Origin of the sequence: Ruegeria marisrubri, assembly GCF_001507595.1 — a bacterium.
Lineage (GTDB): Bacteria > Pseudomonadota > Alphaproteobacteria > Rhodobacterales > Rhodobacteraceae > Ruegeria > Ruegeria marisrubri.
Genome location: NZ_LQBQ01000001.1, coordinates 766,528 through 785,518 on the forward strand (window position 1 = coordinate 766,528; position 18,991 = coordinate 785,518).

The 18,991-nt window shown below is 61.6% G+C and carries 14 protein-coding genes; 6 read left to right on the plus strand and 8 right to left on the minus strand.

The window, feature by feature from the left end:
- Positions 1–3: 3 nt before the first annotated feature.
- Positions 4–3,462, minus strand: a complete 3,459-nt coding sequence (gene mfd, locus AVO45_RS03690; RefSeq protein ID WP_068344522.1) for a transcription-repair coupling factor — start codon at positions 3,460–3,462, stop codon at positions 4–6.
- Positions 3,463–3,484: 22 nt separating this feature from the next.
- Positions 3,485–4,009, minus strand: coding sequence for a component of SufBCD complex (locus AVO45_RS03695; protein WP_068344524.1), 525 nt, complete (start codon positions 4,007–4,009; stop codon positions 3,485–3,487).
- 122 nt (positions 4,010–4,131) lie between these two features.
- Between AVO45_RS03695 and hemB the strand changes: the two genes are divergently transcribed.
- The 5 genes from hemB (at position 4,132) to AVO45_RS03720 (ending at position 10,126) form a co-directional block, all read left to right on the plus strand.
- On the plus strand, positions 4,132–5,130 hold the full coding sequence (gene hemB, locus AVO45_RS03700; RefSeq protein ID WP_068344526.1) for a porphobilinogen synthase: 999 nt from the start codon (positions 4,132–4,134) through the stop codon (positions 5,128–5,130).
- A gap of 145 nt (positions 5,131–5,275) precedes the next feature.
- On the plus strand, positions 5,276–5,848 hold the full coding sequence (locus AVO45_RS03705; RefSeq protein ID WP_068344528.1) for a lipid-binding SYLF domain-containing protein: 573 nt from the start codon (positions 5,276–5,278) through the stop codon (positions 5,846–5,848).
- A gap of 184 nt (positions 5,849–6,032) precedes the next feature.
- Positions 6,033–8,495: a penicillin acylase family protein gene (locus AVO45_RS03710; protein ID WP_068344530.1), complete on the plus strand. Its 2,463-nt coding sequence runs from the start codon at positions 6,033–6,035 to the stop codon at positions 8,493–8,495.
- 3 nt (positions 8,496–8,498) lie between these two features.
- Positions 8,499–9,671 (plus strand): cation:proton antiporter, encoded by a 1,173-nt coding sequence (locus AVO45_RS03715; protein WP_068344532.1) that lies wholly within the window; start codon positions 8,499–8,501, stop codon positions 9,669–9,671.
- Between the two features lie 59 nt (positions 9,672–9,730).
- Positions 9,731–10,126 (plus strand): nuclear transport factor 2 family protein, encoded by a 396-nt coding sequence (locus AVO45_RS03720; RefSeq protein WP_068344533.1) that lies wholly within the window; start codon positions 9,731–9,733, stop codon positions 10,124–10,126.
- Positions 10,127–10,129: 3 nt separating this feature from the next.
- Here the strand turns inward: AVO45_RS03720 and hflX are convergent, their stop codons facing one another.
- The 4 genes from hflX to trkA form a co-directional block, all read right to left on the minus strand.
- Complete coding sequence (gene hflX, locus AVO45_RS03725; RefSeq protein ID WP_068344534.1) at positions 10,130–11,401, minus strand: GTPase HflX; 1,272 nt, start codon at positions 11,399–11,401, stop codon at positions 10,130–10,132.
- A complete protein-coding gene (gene hfq, locus AVO45_RS03730; RefSeq protein WP_068344535.1) occupies positions 11,401–11,640 on the minus strand; it encodes an RNA chaperone Hfq in 240 nt (79 codons plus the stop codon). Before hfq ends, hflX begins: the two co-directional genes overlap by 1 nt.
- A gap of 133 nt (positions 11,641–11,773) precedes the next feature.
- Positions 11,774–13,312, minus strand: coding sequence for a TrkH family potassium uptake protein (locus AVO45_RS03735; protein ID WP_068344536.1), 1,539 nt, complete (start codon positions 13,310–13,312; stop codon positions 11,774–11,776).
- The gene (gene trkA, locus AVO45_RS03740) at positions 13,312–14,688 is read right to left on the minus strand and encodes a Trk system potassium transporter TrkA (protein ID WP_068344537.1); all 1,377 of its coding nucleotides are present in this window, start codon (positions 14,686–14,688) and stop codon (positions 13,312–13,314) included. Before trkA ends, AVO45_RS03735 begins: the two co-directional genes overlap by 1 nt.
- Before the next feature lie 96 nt (positions 14,689–14,784).
- Between trkA and AVO45_RS03745 the strand changes: the two genes are divergently transcribed.
- Positions 14,785–15,255 carry a hypothetical protein gene (locus AVO45_RS03745; protein WP_068344538.1) on the plus strand — a complete coding sequence of 157 codons (471 nt, stop codon included), beginning with the start codon at positions 14,785–14,787 and terminating at the stop codon, positions 15,253–15,255.
- Between the two features lie 23 nt (positions 15,256–15,278).
- Here the strand turns inward: AVO45_RS03745 and ntrX are convergent, their stop codons facing one another.
- Both ntrX and AVO45_RS03755 read right to left on the minus strand, forming a co-directional pair.
- On the minus strand, positions 15,279–16,688 hold the full coding sequence (gene ntrX, locus AVO45_RS03750) for a nitrogen assimilation response regulator NtrX (protein WP_068344539.1): 1,410 nt from the start codon (positions 16,686–16,688) through the stop codon (positions 15,279–15,281).
- Positions 16,685–18,970 (minus strand): sensor histidine kinase NtrY-like, encoded by a 2,286-nt coding sequence (locus tag AVO45_RS03755; RefSeq protein WP_068344540.1) that lies wholly within the window; start codon positions 18,968–18,970, stop codon positions 16,685–16,687. The genes ntrX and AVO45_RS03755 overlap by 4 nt, the downstream gene beginning before the upstream one ends.
- Positions 18,971–18,991: the final 21 nt, after the last annotated feature.

Below are 18,991 nucleotides of genomic sequence, written 5' to 3' on the forward strand. Positions count from 1 at the left end.
TCCTCAGGCGCTGGCCTTCTTCTTTTTCTCGGCGGCCACCTTCTCGGCCAGATCGCGGGCAATGGCAAAGGCGCCCTTGATCTTGTCGCTGTCCTTCTTCCAGTCGCGCCGCACCACGATCTTGTTGTCCTTGACCTTGGCCAGCCCGCGCTGGTTCTGGATGAACTCGACCAGCCCCTGCGGCGAGGCGAACTTGTCGTTGTGAAACTGGATCGTGGCCCCCTTGGGCCCGCCGTCCAGCTTGGCGATGCCCGCGCGTTTGCACATGGCCTTGATCCGCACGACCAAGAGCAGCGTGTTCACCTCTTTCGGCAGCGGGCCGAACCGGTCGATCAGCTCGGCGGCAAAGCCCTCCAGCTCGACCTTGGTCGACAGCGACGACAGGCGGCGGTAGAGGCCCAGCCGTACGTCCAGATCGGGCACATAGTCTTCGGGGATCAGCACCGGAACGCCCAGGTTGATCTGCGGCGCCCACTGGTCGTCGGCATCGCTCAGCCCTTCCATCTCGCCAGCCTTGATCTTGGCGATCGCCTCTTCCAGCATCGACTGGTAGAGTTCGTACCCCACGTCGCGCATCTGGCCCGACTGCTCCTCGCCCAGCAGGTTGCCCGCGCCGCGAATGTCCAGGTCCTGGCTGGCCAGCGTGAACCCCGCCCCCAGCGTATCGAGCGAGCCCAGTACCCGCAGCCGCTTTTCCGCCGCCGGGGTCAGGGGCGTGCGCGGCTTGGTGGTCAGATAGGCATAGGCGCGGGTCTTGGACCGCCCCACCCGGCCCCGGATCTGATAGAGCTGCGCCAGCCCGAACATGTCGGCCCGGTGCACGACCATCGTGTTCGCGGTGGGAATGTCCAGCCCGCTTTCAACGATCGTGGTGGCCAGCAGGATGTCATACTTGCCGTCATAGAAGGCGTTCATCCGGTCGTCCAACTCGCCCGCCGCCATCTGGCCGTGGGCCACCACATAGGTCAGTTCGGGCAGCTGTTCCTTTAGGAATTCCTCGATCTCGGGCAGGTCCGAGATGCGCGGCACCACATAGAAACTCTGCCCGCCGCGATAGTGCTCGCGCAGCAGCGCCTCGCGGATGGTCACGGCGTCGAACTCGCTGACATAGGTGCGGATCGCCAGGCGATCCACGGGCGGCGTGCCGATGATCGACAGGTCGCGCACCCCGGTCAGGCTGAGTTGCAGCGTGCGTGGGATCGGCGTCGCGGTCAGCGTCAGCACATGCACGTCGGAACGCAGCTGCTTGAGCCGTTCCTTGTGGGCCACGCCGAAATGCTGTTCCTCGTCGATGATCAACAGCCCGAGGTTCTGGAACCGGATGCCCTTGGCCAGCAGCGCATGGGTACCGATCACGATATCGACCGTCCCCTTTGCCAGCCCCTCGCGGGTCTGCTGTGCCTCTTTGGCCGAGACGAAGCGTGACAATTGCCGGACTTCCAGCGGGAAGCCCCGGAACCGTTCCTTGAAGCTGGCGGCGTGCTGACGCGCCAGCAACGTGGTGGGCGCGATCACCGCCACCTGCAGGCCGGACATGGCCGCAACAAAGGCCGCGCGCATGGCAACTTCGGTCTTGCCGAACCCCACGTCGCCGCAGATCAGCCGATCCATCGGCGTGCCCGAGTGCAGGTCCTCCATCAAGTCGGCGATGGCGCGCAGCTGGTCCTCGGTTTCCTGATAGGGGAAGCGGGCGCTGAACTCCTCCCACGCGTGGGGCGGCGGGTCCATGATCGGAGCCTTGCGCAGGGCGCGTTCGGCGGCGATGCGGATCAGCCGGTCGGCCATCTCGCGGATGCGTTCCTTGAGCTTAGCCTTCTTGGCCTGCCACGCACCACCGCCCAGCTTGTCGAGCAAGCCCTCCTCGTGCCCGTATTTCGACAGCAGCTCGATGTTTTCGACCGGCAGGTACAGCTTGGCGCCCTCGGCATATTCCAGCAACAGGCATTCATGCGCCGCGCCGGCGGCAGCAATGACCTCCAACCCCTTGTAGCGTCCGATCCCGTGATCGACGTGAACCACCAGGTCACCGGGGCTGAGCGACTGGGTTTCAGTCAGGAAATTCTCGGCCTTGCGGCGCTTTTTGGGCTGACGGATCAGGCGGTCTCCCAGCACGTCCTGTTCCGAGATCACCGTCATGTCGGGCGTCTCGAACCCATGCTCCAACGCCCAGACCGCCAGGTGCAGCCCGCGTTTGCCGATTCGCGAGCCGTCCGAAACGGGGATCGCCTCGGCCAGACCCTCATCCTCGATCAGGCCTGCCAGGCGTTCGCGCGCACCCTCGGAGTAGGAGGCGACCAGAACAGGACCTTTTTCAAGCCTTGCTTGAATATGCTCCGCCAACGCACCGAAAAGACTGATGCTTTCCTGTTGGCGCTCGGGTGAAAAATTGCGCCCGAGGCGCCCGCCCGCATCGATGACACCGGGACCGCTGGATTGCGGCAACGGGTGAAATTGCAGAACCCGGAAATCCCTGACGGCCGCCTCCCACGCAGCATCATCCAGATAAAGCAGGCCGGGTGGCAGCGGTTTGTAGACCGTCTCCATCCGCGAGCGGTTTTCAAGCGCAAGCCGGCGGGTCTCGTATTGATCCTGAATGCTCTCCCAGCGGGCCAACCGCGCCGGTGTCACCTGATCGTCAAGCGTGACCGTCGCTCCGGGCAGGTAGTCGAACAGTGTTTCCAGTTCTTCGTGGAAGAAGGGCAGCCAATGCTCCATGCCCTGATGCTTGCGGCCAGCGCTGACCGCCTCGTAAAGCGGGTCATCGGTTCCGGCGGCGCCGAATTCGATCCGATAGTTCTGGCGGAATCGCGTGATTGCTGCATCATCCAGTATCACCTCGGACACCGGGGCGAGTTCCACCACCTCGAGCTTTTCCGTCGTGCGCTGCGTGACTGGATCAAACCGCCGCGCACCGTCCAGCACATCCCCGAACAGATCCAGGCGCACCGGCCCGCTTTCCCCGGGGGGAAAGATATCGATGATCCCGCCCCGGATCGCATAGTCACCGGGCTCCATCACGGTGGGGCTCTGACTGAATCCCATCCGCACGAGAAAGGCGCGCAAGGCCTCTTCGTCTATCCGATGATCCACGCGGGCGGTAAAGGCGGCCTCTTTCAGGACCGCACGGGCGGGCACCCTCTGGGTTGCGGCATTCAACGTGGTCAACAGCACGAAACGTTCCGGCATCTGATGGACCAGAGCCGCGAGAGTTGCCACCCGCGCCGCAGCGATATCGGGATTGGGGGAAACCCGGTCATAAGGCAGGCAATCCCAGCCGGGAAAGGTGAACACCGGCATGTCCGGCGCGAAAAACGCCAAAGCAGCGCGCATCGCCTCCATGCGCTTGTCGTCGCGCGCCACATGCAGCACCGGCGCCCCCGAGTGGGCGATCTCGTCCAGGATCAGCCTGGCGTCATAGCCCTCGGGGGCGCCGCCGACCGTTACGTGGTTCGCAGCCTTCATTGCCTCGCCTTTCCGAATTAATCTATCCCAGAACGCCGATCGAAAGGTTCTGGTACATGCCCCACATGGACGTGACAAGGATCGAGACCATCCCGATCAGCTGGACATAGAACCTGCACCGCAGAAGCAATTTGGCCACGGTCTCGATCCTGGGTTCCAGGCTTTGGATACGGCGGGCAAAAGACAGGTTCAACAGCGCAACCAGCGACATCGGGAAGGCCATCAGGAAAACCGCCTGGGCGAATTCGATCCCGTAGTAGAAGCCCAGCATTGCCAATGCCGACAGCAGAAAGGACACGAGGGTCAGCAACCAAACCCCTGATACATCAAAGATATAAAGAGTACGGTTCACATGGATACGAACCATGTCCAGAAGATCCGCCTCGGCCTGTCCGCCGACGCGCCGGGCGCGCTGGATCATGTCGTAGGGAACTCCGATTACCCAATGGCTGGCCGAAGACCAGAGAACCGCGACCGCGATCCAGAACCACAGATTCGAAAAACTCCGCATATCTATGAGTTCGAAAATCGTGGAATACCAATCCAATCGCGCGCCCCTTACCCTCGACTATCCTTGTCCGTTTTATCGCACACACGCGGCCATTGAGACCCTTGAGGCTGAAAAGAATTCATGCCACCCAATGCGCAGATGTGCAAGGAGAGTGCGCCATGAAACCGACCATAGCCCCCTACCCCAGCGGCCGTTTTCGCCGTGCCCGCCAATCCGAAGCCATCAGGGGGCTTGTGCGCGAGAACACCCTGACGGTCAACGATCTCATCTGGCCGGTCTTCGTGCGGGATGGCGAGGGCGTCGAAGAGCCGGTGCCCTCGATGCCCGGCGTGGTGCGCCGGTCGGTGGATCTGATCGCGGAAGCCGCGGTAGAGGCACAGGCGCTGGGCATTCCGGCGATCTGCCTGTTTCCCTATACCGATCCCGGTCTCAAGACCGAGGATTGCGCCGAGGCCTGGAATCCCGACAACCTCAGCAACCGGGCCATCCGGGCGATCAAGGCAGCCGCGCCCGACATCGCGGTGATGACTGACGTGGCGCTGGACCCCTACAATATCAACGGGCATGACGGCTATGTCGTCGATGGCGAGATCGTCAACGACGCCACGATCGAGGCGCTGGTCAAGATGACGCTGGCCCAGGCCGAGGCCGGGGCCGACATCATCGGTCCGTCCGACATGATGGACGGCCGGATTGGCGCGATGCGGCAGGCGCTGGAGGCCGCAGGGCACCACAACGTGATGATCCTGAGCTATGCCGCCAAGTATGCCAGCGCCTTCTACGGTCCGTTCCGCGACGCCGTAGGCGCTTCGGGGGCCCTGACCGGCGACAAGAAAACCTATCAGATGGACCCTGCGAACTCGAACGAGGCGCTGCGCCTGATCGAGCGCGACCTGACCGAGGGCGCAGACATGGTGATGATCAAGCCGGGCATGCCCTATCTGGACATCTGCCGACGGGTCAAGGACACCTTCGGCGCGCCGACCTACGCCTATCAGGTCTCGGGCGAATACGCGATGCTTCAGGCGGCGGCGCAGAATGGATGGCTCGACGGCGAAAAGGTCATGCTCGAAAGCCTGCTGGCCTTCAAGCGCGCCGGGTGCGACGGCATCCTGACCTATTTCGCGCCCGCGGTCGCCAGGATCCTGAACGGCTAACACGCCAAAATCACGCGGGTTTTCGCCGCTTTCCGGGTTTGCCCGCCACCTTCCCCGTGACAGGCCGCGACAAACAGCGTAATCTTGCGGCCAAGACCGGGCGCACCCGGCCAATTCAGGCAACATCAACAGAGAACGAAAACAAATGAGCAGTTCCCCCACCCCTCGACTGTCACGTCGCGGCTTTGCCTTGGGCATGGCTGGGCTGACCCTGACTGCCGCTTGCGGCAACGGTGTCGGCAACTCGAACGCCGCCACCATCGATGCGCGCGTCGATGCGACGCTTAACCAGTTGTATTCCCAGTATCCGAACACGGTCGAAATCGGTCAAAAGGCAAACGGCATTCTGGTCATGCCCTTGGTGACCGAAGCCGGCTTCATGTTCGGTGCGGGCTATGGCCGCGGTGCGCTGCGCATCAATGACGTCACCGTGGACTATTATTCCGCTGTCAAGGGAAGCGCCGGCTTCCAGATAGGGGCGCAGCAATATGCCCATGTCCTGTTCTTCATGACACAGGATGCGCTGAACGATTTCCGAAGCTCCAGCGGTTGGACCGCGGGAGCGGATGTCGGATACGTCCTGAAAGATCAGGGCGACTCGATCGCCACCGACACGACTACTCTGCTTTCGCCAGTTTTGGCTGCGGTCTTTGGTCAGGCAGGACTTCAGGTTGGTGCTTCACTGGAAGGCACCAAATACACGCGCATCATTCCGTGATCGGCACCCGCGGGGCAGGGCCTTGCGCACCGGCAAATGCACGGCATGCCCGGGGGTGTGATCCCCGGGCACGGAGCGGACGAGCAGATTTTCAAAGCGGACAGGCGCGCACCTCTTTCGAACTCGGCGCGCTTCAACTAGTCTCCGTCAGAGTTTTCACCTTCATGGCCCTTGTGGGGAGCTTATGAGTCTTCTGTTTCGTTGGCTGTTGCGCATTGCCGCAGGGCTGGTGGCGATGGTCGTGGCGGCTGTGGCACTGGTGTATTTCCTTGCCAGTCAGTCGCTGCCTGACTACGACCAGACCCTCGAAGTCGACGGGCTTTCTGCGCCAGTCGAGATCGTTCGTGACAATGCCAACGTGCCGCATATCTTTGGGGCATCCGACCCGGACGTGTTCTTTGGCCTGGGCTACGCGCATGCGCAGGACCGGCTGTGGCAGATGACCATGCTGCGAAGGACGGTCCAAGGGCGGCTTTCCGAGGTCTTCGGCAAGCGCACGGTAACCGTGGACAAACTGTTGCGGCGGCTCGACCTTTATCGACTGGCCCTGCAATCGGTCGAGGCTCAGGACGACTACACCAAAGCCGCGCTCAAAGCCTATGCCGCCGGCGTCAATGCAAGGCTGGCCGAGGTCAACGAAGAAGCCCTCGGCCGGGGCGCCCCCGAGATGTTCCTCTTCAACGCCCCCGTCGCCCCCTGGCAGCCCGGAGACAGCATCGCCATCATCAAGCTGATGGGGCTGCAGCTGTCCGGCCATCTGGAAGAGGAGGTTCTGCGGGCGCGAACCTCGTTGATGTTGGAAGATCCCGCCCGGCTTTCCGACATTCTGCCGGACGATCCGGGCTCGGGGATCGCGGCCTTGCCGGAATACGCCTCCTTGTTCCCGGATCTGCCGCGCTATGCGGAAACGATCCCGATGCCGGAGGACCCTCTGTCGCCCTTCCCTCGGCGCGGTCTGGCCGGCGCGTCGAACGCCTGGACCGCGGCCCCGAGCCGTTCCGCCAGCGGCGGAACCCTGCTCGCCAATGATCCTCACATGGGGTTCTCTGCGCCGGCCGCCTGGTATCTGGCGCGGCTGGAACTGGCCAATGGCGGCGTGATCGGCGCCTCGATTCCCGGCGTTCCAACCATCCTGACCGGGCGCAGCGACCGTTTGGGCTGGGGCCTGACGTCCTCGTATCTGGACGATCAGGACCTCTTTGTCGAAAAGCTGAACCCGGACGACCCCGAGGAATACCTCACCCCTGATGGCTACAAACGGTTCCAGACCCGCCCCTCGATCATCGAGATCAAGGACGCCCCGCCGATCACACTGACTTTGCGGTGGACGGAGAACGGCCCGGTCCTGCCTGGCACCTTCTACAACCTCGGAACCATCACGCCACGCGGCCATGTCATGTCGCTGTCCTGGACTCTGCTCAGCCCGCGCGACACCTCGATGTCGGCATCCATGGCCTTGATGAATGCCTCGAACGTGCGCGAAGCGATCGCGGCCACCGAAGGGTTCATCGCCCCGTCGCAGAACCTGTCTCTTGCGGATCGCTCGACCATTGCGATGAAAACCATCGGGGCGATGCCCAAGCGCGACCCCCGCCATCACAGCAAGGGCCGTTTGCCAAGTCAGGGATGGCTGCCCGAGAACCGCTGGCAGGGCCGCCTGCCCTATTCCAGCAACCCCGAGTTCGTGTCTCCGGCGGGCGGTCTGCTTGGCAATACCAACAACAAGATCATCGACCGCGCCTTCCCTGAACATGTCTCCTTCGCGTGGGGAGACACGCAGCGGGTGCATCGATGGGAAAAGCTGATGCAGGATCGCGAGGTGCATACGCGCGACAGCTTCATCGAGGCTCAGCTGGATACCGTCAGCTTCACCGCGCGCTCGCTTCTGCCCTTGATTGGGGCCGATCTGTGGTACACTGGGGAATCCGCCCCCGAGGGCACGCCCGAACGTCAGCGCCAGATCGCGTTGGCCCTGCTGGCAGAGTGGAACGGCGAGATGAACGAATACATGCCCGAGCCCCTGATCTATGCCGCCTGGATCAGGGCCTTGCAGAAACGCCTGATCGAAGATGACCTTGGCCCGCTGGCCGATGAGTTCAAGCATGTCGAGCCGCTGTTCATCGAGCGGGTTTATCGCGACATCGACGGCGCATCGGCCTGGTGCGACGTGCGTCAGAGCGCGCCGGTGGAAACCTGCACCGACATGGCCCGGATGGCCCTGGACGATGCGCTGATCTGGATCGCCGAACGCTACGGCAGTCAGCTCGAGTCGCTGCGCTGGGGTGATGCGCATCAGGCGGCCCATGACCACCAGGTCCTGGGCGAGGTGCCGCTGCTGCGCTATTTCGTGAACATCCGGCAATCCACCAGCGGTGGCGACAACACCCTGCAACGCGGGCGCACCTCGGGCGAAGACCCCAATCCCTTCCTGAACATTCATGGCGCCGGGTATCGCGGCGTCTACGATTTCGCCGATCCGGACAGTTCGGTCTTCATCACCTCGACGGGGCAGTCCGGTCATTTCCTGTCGCGCTACTATGACGACCAGGCCCAACTCTGGCGGCGGGGAGAATACGTTCCGATGTCTCTTGACGCCGAACTGGCCCGCGCCGCGGCCGTCGGCGTGACGCATCTGATCCCGCGGTGAGCCATGGAGGTTAACGGCGTCTCACTTATCGTTTTGGGGCTTCTGTTCCTGACAGGGCTGGCGGTAGACGCGCTGGGGCACAGAACAAAGCTGCCCCGGGTGACGCTGTTGCTGCTGTGCGGCTTGTTCGTAGGCGGCGCGGGGTTGGACCTGATCCCGCGGTCCGTTCAGGATCTTTACCCAATGGTTTCCGTGGTGGCGCTGGGGATGGTGGCGTTCCTGCTGGGCGGAGAACTGTCGCTGAACACATTGCGCGAGCATGGCCGGGGAATATTGGTGATCTCGCTGTCCGTCGTCATCGTGACCATGGTGGTTGTGTCTGCGGGGTTATGGGCGATCGGAATCTCGGCCAGCGCTGCCTTGTTGATCGGAGCCCTCGCAACCGCCACGGACCCTGCGGCCATTTATGACGTGGTCCGCGAAAAAAAGGCGAAAGGGGGCTTCAGCCGCACACTCAAGGGCATCGTGGCCATTGACGATGCGTGGGGCGTGATGCTTTTCGCCCTTGTTCTTGTAGTTGCACAACGCCTGAACGGGACGCTGCCGGACGATCAGCATTTGCTCTCCGGAGTATTCGAGGTTCTCGGATCAATCCTTCTGGGAACAGTCATTGGAATACCTGCAGCGTTCCTGACCGGGCGCCTGTCCGATGGCGAACCTCTTCGCATCGAGGCTTTGGGGCTCGTATGCCTGACGACCGGCCTCGCCCTTTGGCTTGAACTGTCATACCTGATTGCGGGCATGACGGCCGGCGCGGTCATCGCAAATCTGGCGCGACACCATACCAAGGCCTTTCGCGAGATCGAGCATCTGGAATGGCCTTTCATGATCATCTTTTTCATTCTGGCCGGTGCCAGCCTTGATTCCGGCGCCTTGCTGGCCGTGGGGCCGCTGGGGCTGGCCTATGTTCTCTTGCGGATACTTTCCCGCGTGTTGGGGGGCTGGATCGGCGGGGCTGCTGCTCGATCGCCAGAAAAAGAACGCCGGTGGTATGGAGTTGCGCTGCTTCCACAGGCGGGGGTGGCAATTGGCATGGCACTGATCGCCGCAGATCTATTCCCGGAGCACGGTTCAAACATCATGGCACTGGCTGTCAGTGCTACTGTCGTGTTCGAAATCATCGGTCCGCTGAGCGCTGCGTGGGCAATCACCCGCGTGGAAAAACCCAAGACATAGACGAACTCCCCTCAACTGGCATACCCTTGCACAACAGGGTGACACGAGGAGAGAGACGTATGGCAAGCACTCAGGACATCCTTCAGAACCTCGCGCGCGACTATGCTATCGCATGGAGTTCGGGCGACCCAGAGGCTGTTGCCGACTTCTTCGCCCCCGACGGCCAGATCGTCATCAACCGAGGAGACCCCATGAAAGGCCGCGCGGCGATCGTGGAAATGGCGCGAGGATTTCACTCGGAATTTCCCGATCTCGAAGTCCGCTGCGACATGATGCGAAAGGCCGGCGACCACGCGATCTTTGTCTGGACCCTGGAAGGCCATCACGCCGAAACCGGCAATCACGTCGTTACCCGCGGTTGGGAGGAGTGGGATCTGGACGCCGACTTCAAGGTGGTGTCATCCAAAGGCTGGTTCGACGCCGAGGATTATCAGCGCCAGATCGACGGCAGCTGAACGTCAGAGCTTGGCAAATTTCGCCTGTTGCCGAGGTGTCCAGAGCACGGTGATTTCGAACCCGTCCTCGGTCTGGTTTTCGTCCTGCACAACATCCTGTTCGAACAGCCACGCACGTTTGCGGCCGTCGCCAAACCCCAAGTGCAGGGTTTCTTCGTGACGCACGCCCTGCAGCTTTTCTGCAATCGCCTCCAGCAAGGGCTGGACACCGACGCCGGTCACGGCCGATATCGCGAAGACCTTTGGATCGCGGTCCGCGCGCGCAATTGCCGCCGTGCGTTCCTCTTCCGGCAGCAGGTCGATCTTGTTCCAGACCTCAAGCCGCGCGCGGTCCTCACCGACACCGAGAGAGGCAAGTATCGTCTCGACATCCTTGGCCTGCGCCTCGGTCTCGGGGTGGCTGATGTCGCGAACATGCACGATCAGGTCAGCCCCCAGAACCTCTTCCAGCGTTGCCCTGAAGGCCGCTACAAGTTCGGTCGGCAGGTTCGACACGAAACCCACGGTGTCCGAAAGGATCACCTCGGGGCCGTCCGGCAGCTGGACCCGCCGCATGGTCGGGTCCAGTGTGGCAAACAGCATGTCCTTGGCCATCACCTCGGCCCCGGTCAGGCGGTTGAACAGGGTCGATTTCCCGGCGTTGGTATAGCCCACAAGCGCCACGATCGGATAAGGCACCTTGGCGCGGGCAGCACGGTGCAGGGTCCGCGTCTTGACCACTTTCTGCAACTGCCGCCGCAGACGAACCAGCTGTTCATCGATGGCGCGGCGGTCGGCCTCGATCTGGGTTTCCCCGGGGCCACCTACGAACCCAAGACCACCCCGCTGGCGTTCCAGGTGTGTCCATGCCCGAACCAGACGGGTGCGCTGATAACTGAGTGCCGCCATTTCCACCTGGAGGACGCCCTCTCGGGTGCGGGCGCGATCCGAAAAGATCTCGAGGATCAACCCGGTCCGGTCGAGGATCTTGACCTTCCACTCGCGCTCGAGATTGCGCTGCTGAACAGGGGTGACCGGCCCATCGATCAGAACCAGCTCGATTTCGTTTTCCTTGAAGCGCGCCCCCAGTTCCTCGATCTTGCCGCTTCCGAACAGCAAGCCGGGCTGCGCCCGCGAAAGGCGCACGATCTCTGCCCCGATCACGTCCAGATCGGGCAAAGCCGCGGCAAGAGCCACGGCTTCTTCCAGCGCCGGTTCGGGTAGCCGGCGGTCTTGGTCTGTCTTGATATCCGGATGCAGCACCCAGGCACGGGTGCGCACCCTGTCATGTTCCATCAAGAGGCGTCTTCGCCCTCGTAAAGGTTGATAGGCTGAGACGGCATGATCGTGGAAATTGCGTGTTTATATACCAACTGCGACTGTCCGTCGCGGCGCAAAAGCACGCAGAAATTGTCGAACCAGGTGATGACACCCTGCAATTTCACGCCGTTTATCAGGAAAATTGTAACCGGGACTTTCGATTTCCGTACATTGTTCAGGAATGCGTCCTGAAGATTCTGTCTGTCCGAAGCCATATTTTTATTAACTCGCCATTGTTCTTGCTACGCGCTGCGGACCAACGCGCTCCCTTCGACGGAGTATGAAGCGGAGCGATCAGATATTCCAGACGAAAAAAACAGTCGAAAGAAAATCTGCGCGACCACTCAATCAGCTACGCCACAGCGATGGCGTAAGCAAGGCGATGATCGCCAATGTATCAAGGCGGCCGATGACCATGCCGGCGCACAGCACCAGCTTGGCCCCGGCCCCGAGTTCCACGAGTCGAATGGGAATTTCCGACGCCGTTTCAATCAGGGGGCCGGTTGTCGACAGCATGGCCACGGTAACGACCATCGCCTGCTCGAACCCCAGCCCCATCGCAGCCAGGATCATGCTGTACGAAGCCAAGGTTATCGCGAACAGCATCAGGAACACCCAGGCGATAAAGGCACCGTCGCGCTGAATGCGCCGGTTTTTCGCACTGGCCCCGCTGACCGAGGACGGGTGGATCAGTCGATCGATTTCGCGCGCGCCGTTCAGATACAGCGAATAGACCCGCAACAGTTTCACCCCTCCGGCGGTGGTTGCCACACCTCCGCCGATCAGCGCGAGCCCCATGAGGATCAGGCCCGGAGTTCCCAAGCCGGACCATTGCTGAGACTCGGCCCAGAACGTGCTTTGAAACCCGGTGGTGCTGAGGAAAGACAAGACCGTGAACACCCCGCCCCAAAGCGCGCGCAGCCCCTGCAGCGCGTCCATCTCTTCCTGAACTTCGAGCGCTCCTACCCAGTGTCTGAAAAACAGCAACATACTCACGCCAAACACGATCATCAGACCGATCCTGAACTCGGGATCCTTGTCCAGCCGCGAGTATCCCCGCGTTGCGGTATCAGACGAGAAGGTAAGCCGGGACAGGGCGAAGAGCAGGAAGAGAAACATGATCGCCTCTCCCGTCACTCCTGACACAGATCCATCCAACCCGCCGACCGGCGAGATGCCCGACGTCGCCATCACCGACATTGCATGACTCACTGCGGTCAGACCATTTTCACCGGCAATCACCAGCAACAACCAAATCACGGCGGTCAGTCCCGCATAAACCGGCAACAATGCCTGCGCGACGCGCAAAAGGTGGCCTCGCGGATCAACTTTTTCACTTTGTGCAATTCCTGACACCGGGCGGCCCGGCTCGCCCATCGCGGTCACCTCAAACCCACCGAGCGACAGGGGCGCTAGAATTGCCGATGCTGCAACCCACATCAACAATCCACCCATCCAGCCGACCTGCGCGCGCCAGAGATGCAGGGGCGCCGACAATCGCGACGGGTCGGCAAAAATATCGGCCCCTGTCGTCGTGAGTGCACTCACCATGTCGAAATAGGCGTTCAGAAAACTCGTCGTTCCCAAGGCATCATGCAGCGGGATCGCGAGGAACAGAGGCAGGATCGTGAAGGTTGCGAGCAAGACGGCCAGTTGACCGAGAGTGCCGCGTTTCGGGCGACGGTTCATCATCGACAGGGCAACCATCGAGATGATCACCAGACCGATCAGGCCCGAGTAGAAGAATGACCGCGAGGTATCCTCGTCATCGAGCGCCAGCGCGTAGCCGGCCGGAACCCACATGGCCAGAGACGCGATACCCCAAATCAGCAGAAACAGCGGCAGACGCCGCAAGGTCCCGATCTGTTGTCTCGTCCGCGCCGTCATCAGAAATAGTCGATGGAGACCTGCATGAGCCGCTCGACCTCGGGAACGTCGTCGGACATCGCAAAGATGGTGACCACGTCCTTTTCCTCGATCCGCAGGCTGCCGGTCGGGCGCACGATCTCATCCCCCTTTTTGACGGCGCCCACCAGTACCCCTTCGGGGAAGTCGATGTCTCGCAGTTTCTGGCCCGCCATGGGCGATGTCGACAGCACTTCGGCTTCGATCACTTCTGCCTCGGCGTCGCCGATGGAGTAGACGTGACGCACGCGCCCGTGGCGAACGTGCCGCAGGATCGAACTGACCGTGGTAGCGCGGGGATTGATGTAGGCGTCAATTCCCAGCGGCCCCGTCAAGGCCACCATGCTGGGGTCGTTGACCAGAGCGATCGCCAGAGCGCATCCGTCCGCCTTGGCCCGGACTGCGGCAAGCATGTTGGTGCGGTCGTCATCCGTCACTGCCAGCATAGCGTCGGCGCGTTCGATCCCGGCCTCGCTCAGCAAAGCCGAATCCAGCCCGTCGCCGTTCAGAACGATCGTGCGCTCCAGCATCTCGGCGGCGCGTTCCGCGGTTTTCCGATCTCTTTCGATGACCTTCGCGCGAACCCGGCTTTTGCGCTCCTCCAGCGTCTTGGCCACTTCCAGGCCGACATTTCCGCCACCGACGATGACGACTCGGTCTTGTTGCTTCTGCTTCTTGCCAAAGACCTCCATCGTCCGGTCCACATCTTCGACCTTGGTGAAGACGTAGCACTCGTCGTCCACGAAAAGCTGGTCATCCGGTTCAGGCGCGAACAGGGTGCCCTCGCGCCTCACACCGACCACGTTGGCACTCAGGGTCGAGAACAGATCGGTGAGTTGGCGCAACGGCGTGTTCACGATCGGGCAGTCCTCCTCGACACGGATTCCCAAAAGCTGCACGCGGCCTTCCATGAACATCTCGGTGTCGAAAGCCGCCGGAGCCGACAGGCGCCGCATGGCAGCGGCGGCGACCTCGCGCTCGGGGCTGATCACCACGTCGATGGGCAGGTGATCGCGGCGATACAGATCCGAGTGGATCGCCTCTAGGTAGGATTTTGCCCGCAGCCGGGCGATCTTGCGCTGGATCGAAAACACCGAATGCGCCATCTGACAGGTGACCATGTTCACCTCGTCGGAATAGGTGGCGGCAATGATCATGTCCGCGTCCCGAGCCCCCGCGCGCTCCAGCACGTCAGGATAGCTGGCAAAGCCCGCGATCCCCTGCACGTCAAGCGTCTCCGTCGCCCGGCGCACGAGATCCGGGTTGTTGTCGACCACCGTGACGTCGTTCAGTTCGCCCGACAGGTGCCGCGCGATCTGCCACCCCACCTGGCCTGCGCCGCAAATGATGACCTTCATGCTTCTGGCCCTTCTGCCTGAAAGCCTTGAATGACAGAAGCCAACCAACCGGTCAATTCAATTGTAATTTTCTAAGCTCCAAGGCAAGGTAACTGTATGAAAACAGTACTTCGCTTTGGTTTGTTCGTATCCGTTCTGACGGGGTGCAGCAGCCCGCTTTCGCTGTATTACCGCGAAGGTGTGCCCGTATCGCGCCTGCAGGCCGAGACCACCGATTGTCAGGTCAAGGCCCTAAAGGATGCACCGGTCGCCAATCAGGTGCGCCAGACCGCCCCCATTTATTATCCGGGTCGCACCAGGTGCGACAGTGCTGGTCGCTGCTATACTACGCCGGGGTGGTGGGAACCTGGCCGGGTATACTCGGTCGACGTGAACCAGGGACTGCGCAACCAGGTAGAGGCACAATGCATGGCCGCCAAGGGCTATCGCCCCGTCAGCCTGCCGGCCTGCAAGCAGGATGTGAAGTCACAGGTTCCGCCACGGCGCACCACGACCCTCCCGCCGCTTTCGCCGAATTCGTGTTTCGTCAAATATGACGACGGCAGCTTTCAGATCGTCACGCCTTAGCGCACCGAGATCGGAAACCGGCGTTACTCCGCCGGTTCCGGTTCGTCTACGCGGGCAACCCGCGCGCCCGACTTGTTCGATGTCACGACGCCAAGGGATTTGAGCTTGCGGTGCAGCGCGCTGCGCTCCATGCCCACAAAGCTGGCCGTGCGGCTGATGTTTCCGCCAAAGCGGTTGATCTGCGTCAGCAGATATTCCCGCTCAAAGGCTTCGCGTGCTTCGCGCAGCGGCAGCGTCGCCAGAGCCCCCGAGAGAACCACCCGCCCTTCGTCCTCGGCCTTCACATCGTCATTGGGCAGTTCCCGCGCCTCGATGGGCCCGGAGCCATCACCGAGAATCAGCACCCGCTCGATCAGGTTCTTGAGCTGACGCACGTTGCCGGGCCAGACCATCGTCTGTATAAGCGCCACCGCCTCGTCAGTCAGTTCCCGGATGGGCAGCCCCTGGGTTTCGTTGCAGATCTCGATGAAGTGTTTCGCCAAAAGCGGGATATCCTCGCGGCGCTCTTCCAGAGAAGGAACCGCGATCGGGACAACGTTCAGTCGGTGATAAAGTTCTTCGCGAAAACGACCCTCCTGGATTTCGACCTCAAGATCCTTGTTGGTCGAAGAAATTACCCGCAGATCCACCCTGACCTTGTCGGTTCCCCCAACACGCTGAAACTGCTGATCCACCAGCACGCGCAGGATCTTGGACTGGGTGCCCGGAGGCATGTCGGCGACCTCGTCGAAATAGATCACGCCGCCATGCGCTTCTTCCAGAAGGCCGGATTCGACGCCGCGTTCAGAGGTTTCGCGGCCGAACAGCACTTCTTCCATCCGCTCGGGCTCGACGCCCGCGCAGTTCACCGTCACGAAAGGACCATTGGCGCGGTTCGAATGTGCATGAATATAGCGTGCGGCAATCTCCTTGCCCGACCCGGCTGGCCCGCGCAACATCACCCGGCTGTTCGACTTGGTTACCTTGTCCAACTGGCTTTGCATGGCGCGGAAAGCGGCCGATTTGCCGATCATGTCCGAGCTGCTGACCTCTCGCCGCTTGAGCGCGGCGTTCTCGCGGCGCAGGCGCGAGGTTTCCATCGCCCGCCGGATAACCACCATCAGCTGGTCGATGTTGAAAGGCTTTTCGATGAAGTCGTAGGCCCCCTGTTTGATTGCCGCTACGGCAATCTCGATATTGCCGTGCCCGGAAATGATCACCACGGGCACATCCGGATTGTCGCGCTTGACCGCCTTGAGGATGTCGATCCCGTCCATCCGGCTGTCCTTGAGCCAGATGTCGAGGATCAACAGCCCCGGTGGTTCCGAATTGATCGCGGCCATGCACTCATCCGAGTTGCCGGCCAGCCGGGTGGAATAACCTTCGTCCTCGAGAATATCGGACACCAGTTCGCGAATATCTCGCTCGTCATCTACGATCAGAATATCACTCATGATTGGCCTGCTTTCATTTTGTTCTTGATTGCCTGCGTTCGCGGCGCGCCTGACGGGCCGTTCTCGACCCTGGGAAGACGGATCACGGCCATCGCGCCAAAATGGTCCTGCCCGTCGAATATCGGGGCATCCTCGAGCACGAGGCTACCGCCATGTTCTTCGATGATTTTCTTCACGATCGGCAGCCCCAGTCCGGTTCCCTCGTCCCGGGTGGTCACATAGGGCTCGAAAAGCCGCGCCCGGTCTTCGGGCAAGCCGACCCCGTTGTCGGCAATGGTAATTACGGTGCCTTCAGAGGCCGTTGTCAAAGTCACCTTGATCCGTGGCTCGAGGTTCTCCGGCGCGCCCTTTTTCTTGAGAGTTTCAATTGCCTCTCCGGCATTCTTGATGAGATTCGTCAGCGCCTGGTTGAGCATCGTCGAATCCACGTCGGCCAGAACCGGCTCGTCCGGAAGCTCCGCCTCGATCTTCACGTCCGGCTGACCGGCCTGCTGCAGAAGAACCGCCTCACGCACCAATTCGACCAGATTTTCCTGGTGCCGCTCCGGCTCGGGCATGCGGGCGAATTTCGAGAATTCGTCGACTATGCGCCTCAGATCATTGGTCTGGCGCACGATGACATCTGTCATGCTCTCCAGGCTTTCGCGGTCTTGTTCATCCAGCTTGCGGGAAAACTTCCGCTTGATCCGCTCGGCGCTCAACTGGATCGGGGTCAGCGGGTTCTTGATCTCGTGAGCGATCCTGCGGGCGACGTCCCCCCAAGCCGCCATGCGCTGGGCGCTGACAAGATCGGTCACATCGTCAAAGGCCACCACATAGCCTTCCAGCCGGGCGTCCGCTCTCCTGCGTGTGGACATCCGAACCAGCAAATGCTCCAGCCGCCCCTTTCGGGTCACCTTGATCTCGCCCTGGACGGTTTCGACGGTGCCTTCCTTTAGACTTTCGAACAGGGGGAGGAATTCCGGCACCGCGATGCCAAGGGCAAGGTTCTGTTCACTGCCCGACCAATCCAGCAGACTTTCCGCTGAACGGTTGACGAAGGTCACCTTCCCGTCGGGATCAAGACCCACGACACCCGATGTCACGGAACTCAGCACCGAGTCGAACATCCGGCGCCGCAACTCGATTTGCCGGGTGTTTTCCAGCAAAGCATTGCGCTGGGCCTTCAATTGCCGTGTCATCTGGTTGAAGTAGCGCCCCAGCATGGCGATCTCGTCATCACCCTTGTCCTCGACGACCTGAACGCTCAGATCTCCTCCGCCGACACGCTGAGCCGCTGTTGTCAGTCGCCCGACCGGTCGGGACAGCCTTTCGGCAAACCACATGCCCAGAGAAACGGCCGCAAGGATCAGGATTACCGCAAAACCAAGGTACAGAAGGCCGAATTCGAACAGAACCCGGCCTCTTTCGCTTTCAAGCTGCTGATAAAACCGGACCGTTTCCTTGGTCTCGTCCAAAAGGTTGAAGATGTCGCCGTCCACCTCACGGCTGACGTAGAGATAGCGGTCGAGATAGGCCTTGAGGGGCACGATGGCTCGAAACTCGTTGTTGTCCCAGTCCTTGATGATCAACAGCCCCTCATCCCGGGCCTGCGCGATCTGTTCGGGTGTCGGAGGTTCGAAATTGAACAGGTATGAGCGATCGCCGCGCGAACGGATCTCGCCGGTGCCGTCGATCACATAAGCCTCTCGCAGACCGCGCTGGATCTGCCCCTGCCCCTGAGCCAGAATCTCGCGCAATTCGGCGTCGGACACGTAAAAGTTGACTGCGCGGGCGTTATCTAGGAACCGTGCCAGAACCGTCGCATCTTGCGCCAGACCTTGACGATGTTCTGCCTCATACGCTTCGGCAGCGGACAGCGACGACCCCACGACCTGACGCACCCGGTCCGAGAACCAGCCCTCGAGGCCGATGTTTACCGTCAGACCGGCAAAGATGGCCACGGTCACGGTGGGCACCAGCGCCAACAGGGTGAAGACGCCGATCAGACGCAGGTGCAGGCGGGAACCCGCCGACTTGGCGCGTCGTGCGGCGACAAGCCTGCCCAACTGACTGAGCACGAGCGCGGCCAGAACCAGCACATAGACGAGGTCTGCCAAAAGTATGAGTCGCAGGCTCGGCGCTGTTGCGCCAAGGTCAAATGGTCCAATGACGAGATAGGTCGCAAGCGCCAGAACGGGGCCAAGAACAACCAACCCCAAGGTGCCGAAATTTCGGAACTTTCGGGAATTGCGCCACCGGCTTACCGATAGGATTGGCCCGTGCTGTGCCCGGCTTGCCACCTGCTGCCCTCATTCTGATGT